General features: G+C 71.9%; 18 protein-coding genes and 1 pseudogene. 4 read left to right on the top strand and 15 right to left on the bottom strand.

All coding sequences use genetic code 11. From position 1 onward, the window contains the following. Positions 1–103: 103 nt before the first annotated feature. Positions 104–502 (bottom strand): hypothetical protein, encoded by a 399-nt coding sequence (locus tag ACFQ6N_RS18620; RefSeq protein ID WP_380650184.1) that lies wholly within the window; start codon positions 500–502, stop codon positions 104–106. Positions 503–861: 359 nt separating this feature from the next. After that, complete coding sequence (locus ACFQ6N_RS18625; protein WP_380650284.1) at positions 862–1,437, bottom strand: transposase; 576 nt, start codon at positions 1,435–1,437, stop codon at positions 862–864. Here ACFQ6N_RS18625 and ACFQ6N_RS18630 point away from each other — a divergent pair. Then, a pseudogene (locus ACFQ6N_RS18630) lies at positions 1,399–1,554 on the top strand (transposase); the annotation flags it as partial. The gene ACFQ6N_RS18625 and the pseudogene ACFQ6N_RS18630 overlap by 39 nt on opposite strands. Positions 1,555–1,623: 69 nt before the next feature. Here the strand turns inward: ACFQ6N_RS18630 and ACFQ6N_RS18635 are convergent. Beyond that, positions 1,624–2,055 carry a VOC family protein gene (locus ACFQ6N_RS18635; protein WP_363368474.1) on the bottom strand — a complete coding sequence of 144 codons (432 nt, stop codon included), beginning with the start codon at positions 2,053–2,055 and terminating at the stop codon, positions 1,624–1,626. Positions 2,056–2,226: 171 nt separating this feature from the next. After that, entirely contained in the window at positions 2,227–2,400 is a 174-nt protein-coding gene (locus ACFQ6N_RS18640) for a hypothetical protein (RefSeq protein WP_380650185.1), read from the bottom strand. A gap of 907 nt (positions 2,401–3,307) precedes the next feature. On the opposite strand from ACFQ6N_RS18640, the gene ACFQ6N_RS18645 reads away from it, so the two are divergent. Further along, positions 3,308–3,625, top strand: coding sequence for a hypothetical protein (locus ACFQ6N_RS18645; protein ID WP_380650186.1), 318 nt, complete (start codon positions 3,308–3,310; stop codon positions 3,623–3,625). Between the two features lie 142 nt (positions 3,626–3,767). Here ACFQ6N_RS18645 and ACFQ6N_RS18650 read toward each other — a convergent pair whose 3' ends face one another. The 4 genes from ACFQ6N_RS18650 to ACFQ6N_RS18665 all read right to left on the bottom strand — a co-directional run bounded on the left by ACFQ6N_RS18650 (position 3,768) and on the right by ACFQ6N_RS18665 (position 8,767). After that, positions 3,768–4,757: a hypothetical protein gene (locus tag ACFQ6N_RS18650; protein WP_380650187.1), complete on the bottom strand. Its 990-nt coding sequence runs from the start codon at positions 4,755–4,757 to the stop codon at positions 3,768–3,770. A 118-nt stretch (positions 4,758–4,875) separates the two neighbouring features. After that, positions 4,876–6,144: an ATP-grasp domain-containing protein gene (locus ACFQ6N_RS18655; protein WP_380650188.1), complete on the bottom strand. Its 1,269-nt coding sequence runs from the start codon at positions 6,142–6,144 to the stop codon at positions 4,876–4,878. Positions 6,145–6,188: 44 nt separating this feature from the next. Continuing rightward, positions 6,189–7,304: a GNAT family N-acetyltransferase gene (locus ACFQ6N_RS18660; RefSeq protein ID WP_380650189.1), complete on the bottom strand. Its 1,116-nt coding sequence runs from the start codon at positions 7,302–7,304 to the stop codon at positions 6,189–6,191. 32 nt (positions 7,305–7,336) lie between these two features. Then, complete coding sequence (locus ACFQ6N_RS18665) at positions 7,337–8,767, bottom strand: MFS transporter (RefSeq protein ID WP_380650190.1); 1,431 nt, start codon at positions 8,765–8,767, stop codon at positions 7,337–7,339. 178 nt (positions 8,768–8,945) lie between these two features. Here ACFQ6N_RS18665 and ACFQ6N_RS18670 point away from each other — a divergent pair, with 178 nt between their 5' ends. After that, positions 8,946–9,413 (top strand): hypothetical protein, encoded by a 468-nt coding sequence (locus ACFQ6N_RS18670; RefSeq protein ID WP_380650191.1) that lies wholly within the window; start codon positions 8,946–8,948, stop codon positions 9,411–9,413. 192 nt (positions 9,414–9,605) lie between these two features. After that, a complete protein-coding gene (locus ACFQ6N_RS18675; RefSeq protein ID WP_380650192.1) occupies positions 9,606–9,872 on the top strand; it encodes a hypothetical protein in 267 nt (88 codons plus the stop codon). A gap of 63 nt (positions 9,873–9,935) precedes the next feature. Here ACFQ6N_RS18675 and ACFQ6N_RS18680 read toward each other — a convergent pair whose 3' ends face one another. From ACFQ6N_RS18680 to ACFQ6N_RS18710, 7 genes are all read right to left on the bottom strand, one after another. Then, positions 9,936–11,678: a relaxase/mobilization nuclease domain-containing protein gene (locus tag ACFQ6N_RS18680; RefSeq protein WP_380650193.1), complete on the bottom strand. Its 1,743-nt coding sequence runs from the start codon at positions 11,676–11,678 to the stop codon at positions 9,936–9,938. After that, positions 11,659–12,249 carry a plasmid mobilization protein gene (locus tag ACFQ6N_RS18685; protein WP_380650194.1) on the bottom strand — a complete coding sequence of 197 codons (591 nt, stop codon included), beginning with the start codon at positions 12,247–12,249 and terminating at the stop codon, positions 11,659–11,661. The genes ACFQ6N_RS18680 and ACFQ6N_RS18685 overlap by 20 nt, the downstream gene beginning before the upstream one ends. 105 nt (positions 12,250–12,354) lie before the next feature. Beyond that, positions 12,355–12,579 carry a hypothetical protein gene (locus ACFQ6N_RS18690; RefSeq protein WP_380650195.1) on the bottom strand — a complete coding sequence of 75 codons (225 nt, stop codon included), beginning with the start codon at positions 12,577–12,579 and terminating at the stop codon, positions 12,355–12,357. Continuing rightward, positions 12,576–13,685: a DUF2637 domain-containing protein gene (locus tag ACFQ6N_RS18695; protein ID WP_380650196.1), complete on the bottom strand. Its 1,110-nt coding sequence runs from the start codon at positions 13,683–13,685 to the stop codon at positions 12,576–12,578. The genes ACFQ6N_RS18690 and ACFQ6N_RS18695 overlap by 4 nt, the downstream gene beginning before the upstream one ends. A gap of 56 nt (positions 13,686–13,741) precedes the next feature. Next, positions 13,742–14,272 carry a WhiB family transcriptional regulator gene (locus tag ACFQ6N_RS18700; protein ID WP_380650197.1) on the bottom strand — a complete coding sequence of 177 codons (531 nt, stop codon included), beginning with the start codon at positions 14,270–14,272 and terminating at the stop codon, positions 13,742–13,744. A gap of 93 nt (positions 14,273–14,365) precedes the next feature. Continuing rightward, complete coding sequence (locus ACFQ6N_RS18705; RefSeq protein ID WP_380650198.1) at positions 14,366–15,034, bottom strand: DciA family protein; 669 nt, start codon at positions 15,032–15,034, stop codon at positions 14,366–14,368. Next, positions 15,031–16,401: a transcriptional regulator gene (locus tag ACFQ6N_RS18710; RefSeq protein WP_380650199.1), complete on the bottom strand. Its 1,371-nt coding sequence runs from the start codon at positions 16,399–16,401 to the stop codon at positions 15,031–15,033. Before ACFQ6N_RS18710 ends, ACFQ6N_RS18705 begins: the two co-directional genes overlap by 4 nt. Positions 16,402–16,571 lie beyond the last annotated feature (170 nt).

Here is a 16,571-nt window from a genome sequence, read left to right on the forward strand (position 1 = left end):
GCACCGCGAGAGATCGCGGTGCCGCCCCGTCGTCGTTTCGCGGAGTCCACCGAAGCCTGGCCACGTGTCGGCCACCCGCCGCCGCTGGCTGCGGGCCAGCGGCTCAGTTGAGGTACATCCCGGCCCAGGCACCGTCATAGCCCGTCGAGGCCATGGCCGTCTCGAAGTCGTCCCAGGCGGTCTCGGGCGCCGAGAAGTGCTGCTCGAAGTACTCGACCGTCAGATCGCCCTCCAGCCACTCGTGGCCGCAGCGGCAGCGGACGAAGACGTGCGCGCGGACGTTGAGGAGCAGCCAGTCGCGGGCCGCGTTGCACTCGCCGCAGGTGATCACGGTGCCGCGGGGGTTCAGCTCGTCGTGGTGCGGGACCGCGCGGATCACGGGCTTGGCCGGCGAGAGCGTGGGGAAGTCGGGGATCGAGAGCTCAATGTGATCGAGCGGCGGGAAGTCAGCCGGCTCGAGCGGGTCGTTGTGGCCGTCGTGAGGTCTCGGCGAATCCGACAAGTACAGCCCTTTCGTTAGCGATGCCGGGGTTAACCGGGCGCATGCCGATTTTATTCCCGAAACCGGCAGTTCGTTATCCAGCTGTGACTTCTCCAGTGCTGGAATGATTGAGCACTCCACTTGGCCTGTGGGCGCGAGTTAGCCTGCTGAGCGTCGGTCTTGGCCAGAAGGGTCAGCAGACGATCTCGTCGAGGTCAGCCGCTGAGTGCTCGAAGTCGGAGATGAAGAGGTGGTAGCGGAGCGTGCCGCGATAGTTGGCGATGCGATCGTCTGAGATCTCTGCGGTGCCGAAGCGGACGACTGTTAGTGGCCAGTTGAGATGGCTCTGATCAACATTTCGGGATGACCGAGGGTGATCGTCACGGGGTGAGCAGTACGCGCCGCCGGAGGAGTTCGAAGCCGGCGCGGCCGTAGCCTTGGCGTTTGAGGAATTTGACCCGGTTTACGTGCCCCTCGACCATGCCACTGGAGTAGGGCATGGTCAGACCGGCGGTTACGGCGTCGAAGTCCTTGTGGAGGTTGCGGGCGAAGCTGTGCAGGGGCGGCAGTTCGCTGCCCTCGGCTGCCTTGATCCAGCGTGGCAGGAGGTGGCCGTCGAGGTTCTTCATCATCTTGGCGAAGTCGCTGATGTGCTGGCGGAGGTCCGCGAGTTCGGGGCAGCTGGCCAGGATCCGCTTGAGGCGGAGCTCCTGGCCGGAGCTGAGGTTGTCGGGGTGGCGGGTGAGCCAGCCGACGACCTGCCGGATGGTGGGCGCTTCGGACTTCTTGGGCGTCGGAGTTTCGGCCGAGCGGAGAGGTTCGAGCCAGCGCCGGACGCTGCGGCTGCTGCCCCGGTAGCCGCGCTCCCGGAGCTCACGGAACAGCCGACCGCTGTCGGTGCAGCCCTCCTGCCAGCAAACCACGACCACAAACGGGTTCGCGCCCGCGTCGAGCACGCCTTCGCCCGGATGAAGACCTGGAAGATCCTGCGTGACTGCCGTCTGAGAGGCGACGGTGTGCGCCACGCGATGCACGGCGTTGCCCGCCTACACAACCTCGCTCTCGCGGGATGACTCCCGCCGCATGCGGGACCTGAGAGGTCCCCGGGAGACGGCTCCCCACCTCGCAGTCTCGGAGGAGAATCAGGCGAGGCAGAACTCGTTGCCCTCGATGTCCTGCATCGTGATGCACGACTCGTTGACGCCATCGGCGCGCTGCGTCAGCACGTGTTTCGCGCCGAGCGCCATCAGCCGTGCGCATTCGGCCTCAAGTGTGGCCAGACGCTCCTCACCCACGAGCCCGGCGCCGGCCCGAACATCGAGATGCACCCGGTTCTTGACGACCTTGCCCTCGGGAACTCGCTGGAAGAGCAAACGCGGGGCCACACCCGAGGGATCAGTGCACGCGAAGTAGACCTCATCCTCGGGCGGCAGCGATCGCTGGTACTCCTCCCAGGTGGCAAAGCCCTCCGGGACCGTCGGTACGACGTACCCCAGCACCTCGCACCAGAAGGCGGCGAGGCGGACAGGCTCCGCGCAGTCGAAGGTCACTTGGAACTGTTTGATCGTTGACATCGGCGCACAATAACAGGGGCCCTGCCCATCTCCCCAGGTCGGGAGGTCCGTGGAGGCACCTGCTACCCGCTGCCATGTCGTGCGGTCGCAGGGGTGAACCGAGGTCAGCGCCTCCCAAAGGGAACCTGGGATGCGATCCTGGCCAGCCACTCTCATGCTGCCAAAGATCAGTTACGGGACAACCCTTAGGAGCCGAGCGGCTCCGCGTTTTGCCAGGAGATCAGCGAAACGAAAGTTCTTCGCGAGCCTGTTCAGGTTGATCACTTCCCAGCCCGCTGCGGCGAGGGCGGCCTCCGCCTCCTCTTCCGCCCGCTCGCCGACCTGCATCTTCTCAGCTGCCTGCATCCAGCTCTCCTTGGCCGTGGCGGACATCGATCACCTATGCCACCCGCCAAGTGTGAACCAGGGCACCGACATCAGCGCACTTACCGGCTGTGGGCGGCGAGAGCATCGGCCGCTGCCGTCGCGGGCCAACCCCCGGCGTCTGACAGGCCATAGCAGGGGCTCAATCACACCGTTGTCGGTGTGGTCTCCTACACTGCTGGCGTGTCCAGGAGTAACCCCGCCACCGACAGTGCCGCCTCGGCACGTGGGCGAAGTGTGGTCTGGCACACGACTGGCAGCGGCAAGTCGAACACAGTCGCGTGGCTGGTCCTCGCCGCGAGGCGGGCGGATACCCCCCAAATCAGCAAGTGGCAGCGAGCGCTGCGGGAGCGGTTGTCCCTCCTACAAGAGATCCGGCATCTCGACCGGCACAGCCCGGCCCGATCAGACCTTTCCGATCTTGAGGAGGGCCTGCGCGATCTCATCGAGCACGTGCCGACGCCGCTGACAGAAGCCCCGCCCAGGCCGAACCTGCCGACGATTCTCTTCGCCCGCAGCTGCGAGGCCAGCCGCACGTGCTGCTCACCGCCGAGCTTGGTTGACAATCTTCCGCTCCCGCCGGGCACGGGAGACGACGCCGAATGGGTGTCGGCTGCTTTGTCCGTCCTGACGCTGGCGGCCTTGGTCGTATCCGGCCGCCTGGTGCTCGCCCTCCGAGTCAGCCCGCCGCCGCTCGGTTACGTCCCGCCAACGTGGGCTTGTGCGTGCGGCCCGAAGCGCTTGGCCGCTCCGCTCGTTCCTCGCGGGCCCTCTGCCGTGTCCCTGTCCGACGTCCGCTTGTGGGGGCACCGGTCAGGGCTGGGCCGTGGCGGGCTGGTCCTCGCGGCGTAGCCGTACCGCGTGTCGCCTCTTGGCTTCCGAGGTTGACATGCAGTTTGTTAAGGGATTGACAGGGCTGGTGGCCGCTGCCGCGTCGTTCGCCGTGCTGCCGTGGTGGGGCTTCCTCGTCGTGGTGGTGCTTGCGATCGTCGTGCTGGGCGGGTCGCAAGTGATCACCACCATCTGGCCGAGTGAGTCAGCTGACCGCAAGGTGCTGATCGAGCAGTGGCAGATCAACTACCACGACCGTTGGCGCCGCCGAACGGACCGCCGCGAGCGCCGTCGGCGACAACGGCGGGCGGGCAAGGAGCTTGACCACAACCACCGGAGGCGCAACGGTCCCTCGTCCGGCGGCCCGGTACCGTGACCGACTCCCGGCGGCCAGCGCCTCCAGCCGGTACGAGTCCTGCATCGGGCGGCCGGGTCTGGGGCGCTTGGCCAGGCGAGGCTGGAGTCCGTCGTCCCGTGGCCAGGTCGGCCTGCCGGACTTCTCGGGCAGGACAGGGACTTCACCTGCTCGGGGCGGGTCGGGGGGTGGCCTGTTCGGCTCGCAGAACCTGGACGACAAGGGCGGAGGCCGCCTTGTGGAGTCGAGGTGAGCGTGCCTCCGCGGCGGCGGCGCGGGCCGGCGGCTCGGTGGAGGTGGCAGCACCGTGCAGGAGGGCGGCGAGGGCCGGCCCGGTGCTGAGCCAGGTATCGATGTTCGACCACATCTCTGCGTTGCGCTCCTCCACCGTGGCGGTGTGGCCGGGCTCGATCGGTGTCCCGTCCGCCCGGGTGTGGCGGCGCAGGGTGGCGTTCCATTCGTCGAGGATCTGGTTGGCTCCCGCGAAGGTTCCGGCAAGGGTGCGCAGGTAGTAGCCGGCCCGGTCGGCTTCCTGCCCAGGGGGCAGGAGCTGGTGGGCGGCGTGGCCGTCTTGGAGGAGGGCGTCGGCGTGGGGCAAGACCCGCTGGAGGTGGGCGAGTGTGTCGGCGTCGCGGCGGACTTTGCCGTCGTCGTAGAGCTGATCGTCCAGCGGCCAGCCGTCTTCGTCGCAGAGGCCGTCGGAGATCGAGTCCCAGTGGTCGAGGGCCAGTTGGGCTCCTTGGAGGGCTTCTTCGAGGACGGCCAGCCGGTGGCGGGCGAGGAGCCGGTCGTGGCACGGCAGCAGGATGTGCTCGATGTCGGCGGCTGCGGTCTCCGGGTCTGCGGGGACTGCGAGTTGGAGCTGGTCGTCGGCGGCGGCCTGCTGGGTGTAGGCGTGTCCGTCGGTCAGGGCGATCGAGCGGATCGTGTAGCCGAGCCCGGTGGTGTGCTGATCCTCGGTGACGAGTAGGCCGATCGGCCGGGCGGGGTCGGTTAGGACGGAGGCGTTGCGGAAGTCGGCGCACCGGATGGGGCCGAGCGCGAGCAGCGAGACGATGTCGGCCATGTTCGCGTCGAGGTCCAGGTGGTGCTCGGCTGTCCAGGTGCCGGGCAGGCGGGCGGCGAGGGCGGTTGCGTAGGAGGGTAGGTCCACGGTCCTGTTCTCGGTTGTCGGCTCGGGCCTGGGGGTTTCGTCGGTGCGGGCGAGCGGCTACGGTCGCGGGGCGGGCCCGGCGCGAGCAGTGCGCCGAGCCCGCCGTCAGCTCGGTGGGTCAGTCCTCGGCCGGGGCGGGGTCGACCGCGATGTCGAGCAGGCCCTCGGCGTGGGCGAGGTGCTCGTGGACCTGGGCGGCGTCGGCGCCGGTGACCACCAGGTGCCCCAGGCGTGCGGTGCCGAGGTCGCCGGCCGGGGGCAGGAGGACCTGCTCGCCCGGGTGGCACTCCCACACGAGGCGCTCCAGCCAGTCGGGGGTGCCCAGTTCGGGTCGGGGCCGGGCGGTGCGGACGGTTCCGGAGGTGGCCGGGTAGAGGAAGCGGACGCCGGCGGCACCGGAGCGGGTGGGGGTGAGGTCGGGTTCGCGGCCGAGGGCGATGTCGGCCGCTGCGGCGGCGAGGTCGATGCCGGTGGCGAGACGGACCAGGTGTCCGATCAGGTCGCCGCCGATGCGCCCGTTGACCTCGATCAGCCGCGGGCCGTCGGCGGTCAGGCGCATCTCGACGTGGGAGATGCCGCTGTTCATGCCGAGGGCGTCCAGGGCGGCCTCGGCGACCGGGCCGACCTGGGCGAGCAGCGGGTCGCCGGCGACCACGACGTGGCCGACCTCCTCGAAGTGGGGTTCCGGTCCGAGTTCCTTGCGGGTGACGGCGACGGCGGTGGTGATGCCGCGGCGGGTGACGCACTCGACCGAGATCTCGGGGCCGTCCAGGTACTCCTCGACCAGGACGCCGCTGCCCTCCTCGCCCTGGTCCTCGGCCCGGGCGCCGGCGTAGGCGAACGCGCCCGGCAGGTCGTCGGGCTTCTCCACCTTGATCACGCCGATGCTGCCCGCGTGGGCGGCGGGCTTGAGGACCACGGGGTAGCCGATGCGGCGGGCCGCTCGGGCGGCGGTCACCAGGGAGGTGACCCGGATCGACCGGGCGGACGGCACGCCTTCCGAGGCCCACACCGCCCGCGAGGCGGCCTTGTTCCGGCAGGCCGCGGCGGTGGCCGAGGACTGCCCGGGTACGCCGAGGTCGGCGGCGACGTGCGCGGCCGGCACCAGCGCGTATTCGTCCCAGGTCACGACACCCTTGATGTCGTGCCGCTCGGCGAGGCGGGCGACCGCCCAGCGCAGCTGCTCCAGGTCGGTGAGGTGGGCCACTTCGTGGTCGCGGACGTGATCCAGCTGCCAGGTCGGTTCGGTGGCGTTCACCAGGACCAGCGGGCTGCGCCCGGCGGCGGAGGCGAGACAGTGGGAGCGATAGGCCGGGTCTCCCGAGCCCAGGACCAGAAGCACCCCTTCGTCACGGGTGTCGTTCGTCGGGGCGTTGACGGTGGTCATGCTGGTCCTTCCGGTACGGGGCAGGGCGGAGGGCACGGTGGGGTTCACCAGCGGGCCCTCGTCGGCAGGTGCGGGGCGGCCTGGCTACCGAGGCGCTTCGACAGCCGTCGCAGTGCGTGCTCGGTGGCGGGCTGGTGGCCGGTCAGGTGGACGACGGTGCGCAGGATGCGCGGCCGGTAGCCGAGGCGCGCCTTCGCCAGGTGGTTGGCGCGGCCCGCGTCGATGAGGGTCGCGCCCTGGTCGAGTGCCCAGCGGGCGGACTCGCACATCAGCCAGGTGTAGACGAGCGGGGCGAGGGGGTTCTCGTAGTCGAGGCCGGAGGCCCAGAGGTAGAGGCAGCCGTCGTACAGCCAGCCGTAGATCCCGCCAACGAGGTGGCCGTCGTGGCGGGCGGCGAGCAGGACGGTGCCGGGGACGGTGACAAGCTGCTCGAACATGTCGGGGCCGTAGAGCCGGGTGCCGTGGCGGTCGGCGGTGCCGGCGGCCAGCGGCGCGAAGGCGGGTACGGCGTCGAGGATGTCGCGGGCGCTGGTGTGCGGGTCGAGGACGAGGCCGGCTTCGGTGCCGCGGCGCCAGCGGCGGCGTATGTCCCGGCGTTGGCGCGAGGGCATGCCCTGCCACCACTGGTCGAGGGTCGGTCCGAGTGTGCGGGTCCAGGCGACGTCGGTGGCCAGGTCAAGGACCGTTCCCGCGCGGGCGGCGGTGGTCAGCCGGTCGGCCTGGGCCTGGTCGAGGCCGGGGTGGACGAGGGCGCTGGCGCCGAGCCGGGAGGCGAGGTCGAGGCCGGCCCGGGTGGTGGCGGAGGCCAGCGTGGCGGTCGCGGTGCCGGCTCCGCCGTACTCGGCGTGCGGGCTCCCGGCGTACAGAACTCGGCCGGGCCACACCGGCGGGACGCCGGCGTCGGTCTCCTGGCTCGTCCAGTACGGGGAGCCGTCGGCGTCGGTGAGGAAGAAGGAGACGGTCTCGGCGTCCCCGTCGGGGTCGGTCAGGTGGAGGTGGTGGTGGTCCAGGATCCGTTCGGTGGTCAGCGTCGACCAGGCGCTCGCCCAGGCCCGGGTGCGGGAGGGGTGCGGCGCCCGCCGGGTGTCGGCCGGGGCGTCGTCGAGTTTGTCGTACGCGCGGGCGTTGGCCTGGGGTACGGCGGAGTGGGGCAGGGTCATGCGGTGGCGGTCTCCAAGGGTTGGGGGGAGGCTCAGGCAGCTTCGGCCTGGATGGCGGGCTGGTCATGGTCGGCGTGCTCGGCGGCCGGCTGCTCGTAGGTGTGCCGGTGCCGGTGGAGGCCGGTCAGGCAGAAGGCGGTGGCGCCCGTGACGGCGACTGCTCCGGCGAACAACAGGGCCCGGACGCCGTCGGCGGGGACGACGGCGACCAGCAGACCGGCCAGCGGCAGGGGGGCCAGGACGAGCAGGACGCAGACCGACAGCGTCGCGCCGAAGCACCGGGCGGGGATCAGGCGGGCGCGGGCGGTGCGCAGGGCGACCGTCGCGGCGCCCTCGGCGGCCATCAGGGTGGCGACCGCGGCGGCGTAGGTGACCAGGTTGGGGGCCAGGGCTGCACCGGCGGCGGCTGCGCAGGTGACGGCGGAGGAGGTGAGGATCACGGGGAACAGGCCGTGGCGATCGATGGCCGGCTTGGCGGCGAGGACGGCCAGCAGGGAGGCCACGGCCGCGACGCTCCACACCAGGCCGGTGGCGGCGGTGCTGTGGTGGAGGTCCCGGGTGACGGTGATCGGGGTGGAGACCTGCAGGAGTCCGGACAGCAGGTTCGCGGCGGCCAGCGTGGCGACCAGCCAGGCGAGGGCCGGGGTGCCGAGAACTCCCTTCAGGCCGCCGGCCAGGGCGTCACGGGCGCGCTCGCGGGGGTGCTCGGCGACCAGGCGCAGGCGAACGCGCGGAGTGTGCATGATCAGCGCCATGGTGAGGGTGACGGCGGACAGGATCGCCATGGTGGCCAGCAGGAGGGCCGGACCGGCGAGCAGCAGGGCGCCGCCGATCAGCGGGCCCAGCAGCGCCGAGCTCTGGTCGATCGCGGTGAACCGCGACTGCACTCGGTGCGCCTGGACACCTGCGCGTCGGCTCGCCTCCGACCCGAGCGACTCGACCGCCAGGAAGCTGCCTTCGGCGAGCATCCCGGCGACGACGCCGAAGCCGAGCACGATCGGCACGCCGAGCCCCAGGCTCATCCCCGCCAGAGTCAGCAGGGCGGCGCCGCCGCGCGCCAGGCTGGTTGCCAGGACGGCGGTCTGCGGGCTGTGCCGGTCGACCAGCGGGCCGCCGAGCACGATCGCGGCGAGCCGGGGCATCCAGTCCAGTAGGAACGCGGCGCCGGTCCACATCACCGAGTGGGTGAGGGTGAGGACCAGCAGCGGCACGGCGTAGGTGATCACCGAACCCGCGAGGGCGTCGGTGCCGCGCAGCACGTAGCAGCGCAGCAGCCAGTCCCGGTCGCTCTGCGGTGTCCGCCGCAGGGCACGCTCGGCGTGGTCGCCGGACTCCGTGAACGGGAAGACGGACATGCTGCTCCTGCTGGCGTCGACGGCTCGGTGGTGCGCCCGCCGACGAAGCGTCGAGCGCATCCGTCGGCGGGCGGACAGCCAGACTCCGCGCTCGCTGGCCCGACGCATCGCGCCGATCTTGTGGTATCGCGCCTCGCCACCACCACAGACGACTTGAGTCGACTCCCGGTCGGGACCACCTCCTCACCCCACGTGAAGGGGGCCGGCACTTCGGTGCCAGCCCCCTTCACGCATTTCTGCGGCCGTGCGACAAGCGCCCGGCCACCGCCACAAGACGGAGGATTCGTTGGAACACCACAACCTCGCGGAAGCGTTCGGCGCGGTCGCTGCCGTGCTCGGCGTCGGCCACGTGCTGGCCGACTACGTGTTGGGCCAAACCGACTGGCAGGCCGCGCACAAGGGTGCCCCGAGGCCGGAGGAGGTCGCTGCCGGCGTCAGCCCCCGCCGCGGCTGGGGAGCCTGCCTCGCCCACTGCCTGAGCTACCACCTCGTCATGGTCAGCCTGTACGGCACGCTCCGGCTCGTCGTACCGCTGCCCGCCACCTTGCTCGGCGCGACGGCGGCGTTGGCCTGGTCGTTCGCCACACACGCGATCTTGGACCGTCGCTGGCCTGTCCGGTGGATTCTCCGCCGGCTCGGCTCGGCGGGCTTCGCGGAACTGCGCTCCGGCGGGCTCAACGGGGTGCACCTGGCAGACCAGGCCCTGCACCGAACGGCCTTGATCATCTCGGCCGTGCTGCTCGTACGGCTGTAGCCAGCTCCGCTGCCACCGGGGTTTCGGACCACCGGACGGGTCGCGGCCCGGCCAGGCCGCCGATGGCCACGCACGGCACAGGGGCAGCGCCCGCGGACGCTGCCCCTCCTTTACTGATCACTTCCGCGGCCACTGCGCCGACCACGCGGTCGGCAGAACTGGAGGTAGACCTTGACGATCGACGGTGCCGACATGGACCAGCCCGATGACTACGAGCTCCTGGCGACGGGGGTCTGGGTAGCCGGGGAGGTGGTCCCAGCTATCGTCCGGATCCAGCGGCCCACCCCGCCCCAGCCGCTCCCCCCGCTCCCCCCGCTCCCCGAGTGGGGCAGGTGCGCCGGGACTCGGGACTGCATCAACGGGGAGTGCTACTGCGCCGAGCCGATGCTCGCCGACTTCATGTTCCGCGACGGGGACGGCCCGGACAGCTACGGCAGCTGGGGCAGCTGGGAGGAGTAGCTGCTGCGGCTTCGCCGGGGTCGCTCCCCACGCAGGTCTGCGCGAGGAGCAACCCCGGGAGGTTCAGCGCCGGCTGTTGCGGGCCTGACGCCCCTGGACGGATGCCGGAGCCGCCGGCCCGTCGGTCCGGGCGCGGACGCCGGGCCCCTCGGGACTGGCCGAGGGCGCGGCAGACAGCTTCGCGATCCGGCGGACCCGCCAGACCATGACGGCGGTGACGGAGTCCGCGGTGTCGAGTTCGCGGCGGTTCCTGGCCTTCTCCAGGAGCGCGGCCGGGTCATGGCCGGCCGCCTCCGCCTCCGCGAGAGTGGCCGCGAGCGCGTCCCAGTCGCTCCCGCCGTGCTCGCCGGCTACGGCTTCGGGCAGCTTCGCCCGGATCACCGCGTCCTGGCGCTCACGCACCGGTGACGGCAGGGAGCGCCCCCGCGCGGCCATGGCGGCCATCGGGCGGGCGGCCACCGTGGCGTACGCCGCCCGCAGTTGCTCCGCCGCGGCGCTGGCGGCGGCGGCCTGCTGAGCGTGCGAGCGCGCGGAGTGCCACCGGGCGGAGGCGATGGCCAGCAGGATCAGGGCCGACAGCAGCATGGCGGTCACGCCGCCGTCCTCGCCACGGTTCCCGGTGTAGCCGCTGCTGAGCATCTCGCGGGCAGCTGCTCGCACTGCCCGGTTGTCGGCCCGCTCGGCGCGCACGTGGGAGCGTGATGCCCGCTCGAATGCCCTTGCTGCCGCGATGAGTTGGGCCCTGGTGTCGACCGGAGCGCGGACGGCCAGCACGTCGATGATCTCGATCGCGCCGACCAGCTGCCCCGCTGCGTCCTCTTCACTCCCTTCCTCTATGGTCCGGGTGGCGTCGTCGACCGCGGCTGCGGCATCCCGGCGGGCGCGGGCGGCCTTGGAGCCGGGCACGCGGGCCGTGCCGGTGGCCGGGTCGCCCGGCTCGGCGGTGCTCGCCCCGGCGGCCCGGACGCCGCCGCTCAGCCGCTTGCGGATGCGCGGGAGGGAGAGGTCGGGGGCCAGCTTCGAGCCGGGGAAGTAGACCGGGTCGCCCTTGCCGTTGCGGTCGTCCGGGTCAGCGACCGAGTACCCAAGGGTGTCTCCGGAGGGTCCGATGCGCCGCTGCACCAGCAGGCCGGCGGCGGCGAGGCGGTCGAAGAACTCGGCTTCGCTCGCACAGCCCGCGACGGCGCGGCGCACTTGGTCCCGCAGCTGGAGGCGGACGGGTTCCGGTCGCCCGAGCCGCTCGGCTTTGTGGGTTTCCGCGCTGGTCGGGCGCTTGGCGGCGGTCTTGTCGCCGGGATTGAGCTGCTTGAGGCCGAGGTCCTTCTCGATCTGCCGGCACTCGTCCTGGGCGCGCTGGGCGTCACCGTTGAGGCGGGCTTGGCGCCCGTCGCCGCGTACGACGGTGGCCATGATGTGGATGTGGCGCGGGTCGTGGCGGACCGCGATCCAGCGGCATCCGTCCGGGTCGCCGGGCTCGGCGATGCCGGCGGCGGCGACAACGCGACGGGCGACCTCGGCCCACTCCTCATCGGTGAGCAGCCGGTCGTCGGGGTCGGCGCTGACGGGGCAGTGCCAGACGTGCTTCTTCGGCCGCCTCGGTCCGAGCTGGTTGACCCGCAGGTCCAGGACCTGCTCCAGCTGCTTCAGGTTCGCTGTGGGGTCGCGGCCGGGGTCGGGCGCGAAGCCGTCCCAGCTCGCCACCAGGTGTGGGTCGAAGTGTTCGTCGTGCTTGCCGGGACCGTAGAGGTAGGCCAACAGGCCGTACGTCTTGCTGCCGCGGCTGATATCAGGGACCAATTGGTCCACCGGCGACCAGCTGGGCGGCGGCATCGTCGACCGCGGCGACCGCGGTGCGGACGGCTCCGAGCGTCGGGGCAAGCTCCGCCGGCTGGACGTAGCCGGCGGCGTTGAGACCGAAGACCATCTGGTTCAGGTTGTTGCCAACGCGGGCGAGCTGCGCACGGGAAGCGGCAAGCTCGTCGACGGCGCGGTCGAGTCGATCTTGGGGGTCGCGGTCAGCGGATGTTCCGCGGGCGGCGCTGATGGCGCTGGTCGCGAGGAAGCGACCGACGGTGACGGCGCGGGCAGCGGCGGCAGTGTCGATCTCGGTTTTCTCTTCAATGTTCAGACGCACGGTCAGCTTGCACGAGCGGCTCTTGGGGTCGCGGTGGCGACGGCGCGGGCGACGCGCGGGCGGCGCGTCGGCAGTCGGCTCAGCGGTCGGCTCGGTAGCGTCGTTCAGCAGCTCGATCGTCTCCTCCTCCTCCTTCTCCTTCTCCTTCCCGGCACCCCCTGGTGCCGGGAGACCGAGGACGAGTCGAGCGCCCCCGCTCGACTCGTCCTCGGTCTCCCTCGCCCCTCCTGGGGGCGAGGGCAAGTGCGAAAACCGGGCGTAAGCCCGGCTTTCGCGATAGCTTGCTGCGCCGTAGGGGCCAAGCGGCCAGGCACCGAACTGCTGTACTGGGCAAGCACTTTGGCCATATCAGGCGGCGGATTCCTCCAGTTCGATCTTGGCGTCGAGGAGCAGCCCGAGCCCGTAGTCCATGACCTCGATCGGGCCCTCCAGGACGACCTTGGGCCCGTGAGCGGTCCGGCGGACGAGCCAGCTGCCGTCGGTGGCGGCGGTGGCGGTGCGGACGAGGCGCTGCTCCAGGAGGAGGCTCATCAGGGCATCGGGGGTGGTCTTCGGCGTGATGGTACTGGTCATGGGCGTTTCCTCGGAAGCGAGTTGGGCGTGGGGTGGGGTTGCTGTGCGACGGAGTGCGCCGGGCGCGCGGAGCCGGTTGGGGAGGTCGGCGGAGGTTTGGCGTCGGTGTCCTCGATCATCCGCAGCAACTTGCCCATGCGCTCGTTGCTGATGGAGTAGCCCTCCTCCCGGAGCCCGGCGGCCACGACCTCCCGGTTGGTCCGGCCGGCCCGCGCGGCGGCCTGCCTGGCGACAGGCACCAGCACCTCGAGCTTCACCCGGGCCCGTCCGGTTGTCGGGGCCGGACCGGACGGACCCGGCACGGGCACCGGACCGGACGGACCCGGCACGGGCACCGGACCGGACGGACCCGGCACGGGCACCGGACCGGACGAGCCCGGCACGGGCACCGGACCGGACGGACCCGGCACGGGCACCGGACCGGACGGACCCGACGCGGGCACCGGACCGGACGGACCCGACGCGGGCACCGGACCGGACGGACCCGACGCGGGCACCGGACCGGACGGACCCGGCACGGGCACCGGACCGGACGGACCGCTGATCAGCCGGAGACGCGGTTGTTCGGCGAGTACCTGGGGGTGATCGAGTTCCTGAGCGTCAGGGCGGGTGCGGCGGAAGCGGGAGCGCCACCAGGACCGGACCGTGGCCGGTTCGGCGGAGTCGCCCTGGCCGGCCCGAGCCGTCCCGTTCTTCTCGGTCTCCGCGTCGACCGGCTCGCTGGACTGCGCAGCAGAGGAGGTGTGCCGCGACATGACGATGTACAGGTGGGTTGCGCCGCCGAGGACCAGCGGGGCGATGGTGCTGAGCGCGCCGACTGCGGCGTTGTTCAGGTGGAATCCCTGGCCGGCAGTCGTCTCGTTCAGGCGGACGGCGTGGGTCCAGTTTGCCCAGACGCTGGTGGCTGTGGCTCCGCCGAACACCGACCAGGTATAGGCGCGGGCGCGGAGCGGGGCCTCCTTCAGTACCACCAGCGCCCGCACGCCGTAGGCGATGAACCCGTCGATCGCGACTGGGAATATATACGACAATTCGGGGCGCACGTGCATGGCGACGGCCATCTGCTGCAGCGCGTCGTAGCTCAGGGTTCCGCCGACTGCGCCCATCACGCCGATTGCCGCTTTGTCCCACCGAGACATCCGACTCGGCTCGTTGGTCTCGCTCACGCCGCCACCGCCGTGGCCTCCGGGCTGAACGCAGCGGCGATGCGCTGCTCGCGCCGGAGCAGGACGGGCTGCGCGTCGAGCTGGGCGCGGGCCTCACGCACTCGGGTGAGGGCTCGCTTGCGGCCGATGCCGAGCACCGGTGCCCAGATCCGCAGGTCGAGGTCGAGGATGGCGGCGACCACGCAGACGCTGTGCTTCTCCTGCCGGGAGAGGTGGACCGCGCGGCCGTTGAGCGCGGCGACGACGCGGTCCTCCTCCCAGCGGCCGACGGTGCTGAGGCGGTGCAGCACGATCCGCTCGCTCTCGACGAGTCCGCCCCGGATGCCGTAGCGGTCGTTGGTCTCCAGTGCTTCGGTGAGGCACTCGTCGCTGACGGGGCAGTTGCCGCACAGGGCCTTGGCGGCCCGGGTCTCCTCGGCCTGGTCGGGCAGGGGGTAGAAGCGGTCAGGGGTGTCGGTGCCGGCGCAGGCGGCGCGCTGCACCCAGGTGTGGTCGCGGCGGGTGGCGATCGAGGTGATGGTGGACACGGGGTTGGGTCTCCGGGTGGGTCCGCGGGCGGGGCGCGGAGGTTCGGGGGCGGGTCGGCGCGACCGGGGGCGGTCGCGCCGGCCTGTCGGTGGCTAGCGCGGGCGGGTGCCGGAGAGACGGGGCGCCGTCTCTCTGGCCAGCGTTCTGATCCGCCGGTCGACCGCCGGGCTCGTCCTGGAGTCCGCGGGTGCGCTCGGGCGGCTGGCCTGGAGCTGGGCCAGGGCCCGCAGGTAGCCGGGCGAGGCGTCCTCCCGGGTCTTGATCTTGGGTTCCGGCGCGGGGGCTGCGTTGCGGGCGGTCGGTCGGGTTTCCGCTGCGGCGTGGGCCCGGTGGGTGCCCAGCACTCGGATGCTGCGCAGGATCGTTTCTCCGTTGGCCTGGTTGAGCGTTGCGACGAGCGCAGGGGCGAGGGTGCGGACGTGCGTCGCGTACGCCGGGGACTCGGCTCGGACGTCAAGGCGGCCCGTCTGGTGGTCGAAACTCACTGCGGTGACGTGGTCGGCGAGTTCGCCGACGGCGGCCGGCCACAGGTCGAGCAGCCCGCCGCCAGCCAGCGGCTCCTGCCAGGCGTGCTGGACCATCAGGTCGGACAGGGCCGCGCCGAGGCCCACCGGGTCGACCCGGCCGCGCCGGGGCCCGGCCGTCGACCCGGCGGTCCGGGTCTTCACCATGCTGTCGGGGCGCTTGGCGGCGTCGGCGCGGGCTCGGCGGAGGGCGAGCCGGGCGAGGTCGATCCCGGTAGCGGGCTGGTGGTCGTTCATCGTGCTGCTCCTGTTCGGAGGTGGCTGGAGGTGGCGCGGAGGCGGAGGACACGCGAGACGAGGTCGGGCCCGTAGATCTGCTCCGCCTGCTCCCGGCCGGCGATGCCCAGGGCGGAGGTGACCAGGGCGGGTCTGCCGCTGAGGTACTGGCGCCACGCCGTGGTGCGGGCTTCGCGGTGTTCCTCGCTGGTGGGCTGCTCGTCGAGGACGGCCAGCGACGGGCGGCCGGTCTCCCGTGCTCTCGCCCAGGCGTTCCGGAAGAGGCTCTGGACCGCGGAGCTGCGCGGCGCCTGCCAGGTGCCGGCCCACTCGGCGTGCCGATCCCGAGCCGCCTGCGGCGAGTCGCGCCACCAGGCGACGATCGCCTCGCGCTTGGCCTCGGTGTCGTACAGCAGCTCGGCTCCGGCCAGGCGAGCGGTGAGGAATCCGACCGGGCGGTGGATCCGGGTGGCCGGGGTCCGCTGAGCGAGTACGGCGATGACCTGGTGGACGGTCCACCCGGCGTCGGCGAGGTGGCGCACGGCCCAGGCGACCCGCGGCACGGGGCTGCCGCTGAGCCAGGTGACCTGGCGGACGAGTTCGAGTCCGAGCTGGTGGCGGCGACCGACCCGGTTCAGCTGCCGACGACCCTTCCGTTCCCCCTGGTGCTGCTGGTCGTTCCCGTTCGCGACGTCGTTCTCAGAGGGATTGTTGGTAGGTGCTGCAGGAGAAGACGTGACAGCACCGACCCCCATTGGGGTGCAACGAGGGGAGGTCGGCGAGGAGCGGTTGCCGGCCTTTCCGGGGCTGCGCCGCTTGGTTCGGCGGACCGTTCGGCGGGCCTTCTTGCCCAGCTGCGCGAGGGCGTGGCGGCCTCCGTCCGAGGCGACGCCGACGACCTTGCGGATGAAGGTCTCGGACTCGGCGGTCCGCAGGCCGATGGCCTCGTCGAACAGCTGCGGGATGGTGCGGACGAACTCGCTGGCCCGGCCACCCACCTGGCGCACGCGGCTGCCCTTGGTGGTGTAGCTGAGCAGGCCAGACTCCCGGAGAATCGACAGGTGGTACTGCACGGTGCGCTCGGAGACCTTCAGCATCCGCACGAGGTAGCCGACGCCGGGTCTGCACGGGGTGAGCTGAGCGAGGAGCTGGGCGATCCGGAGCGTGGTGCGGCCGAACCGCGGGCCGTGGGCGCGGGCCGGGGCGTGAGCCTGGGTGTCGGATGCCCAGTGGACGGCCTGCAGCCAGGTGTAAGTGTCCGGCGCGATGCGGCCGGTGGTGGTCGATATCCACTGCGCAGGATCGGGAACGAGCAGGCCGGAGGCGCTCGTCGCCCTCTCCGTGCTGTGCGCCTCGGCGGCGCGGTCGGACAGGGTGGTGCTGGGCACGGAAGTCCTCGCTGGGCATGGCGGCTGGCGCCCAGGGCTGTCGGGGCGCGGCGGCGGGTGCGGGCGGCTGTACGCGGTGGAGGTTCTCCTGCGGTGTCACCGGCAGGGGCTGTCTCGCTCGGGAGGGGCAGCCGGGGGCTCTCACGGCGCGGACCGGGGCAGGGTTGATC

Source organism: Kitasatospora sp. NPDC056446 (genome assembly GCF_042796115.1).
Taxonomy (GTDB): domain Bacteria; phylum Actinomycetota; class Actinomycetes; order Streptomycetales; family Streptomycetaceae; genus Kitasatospora.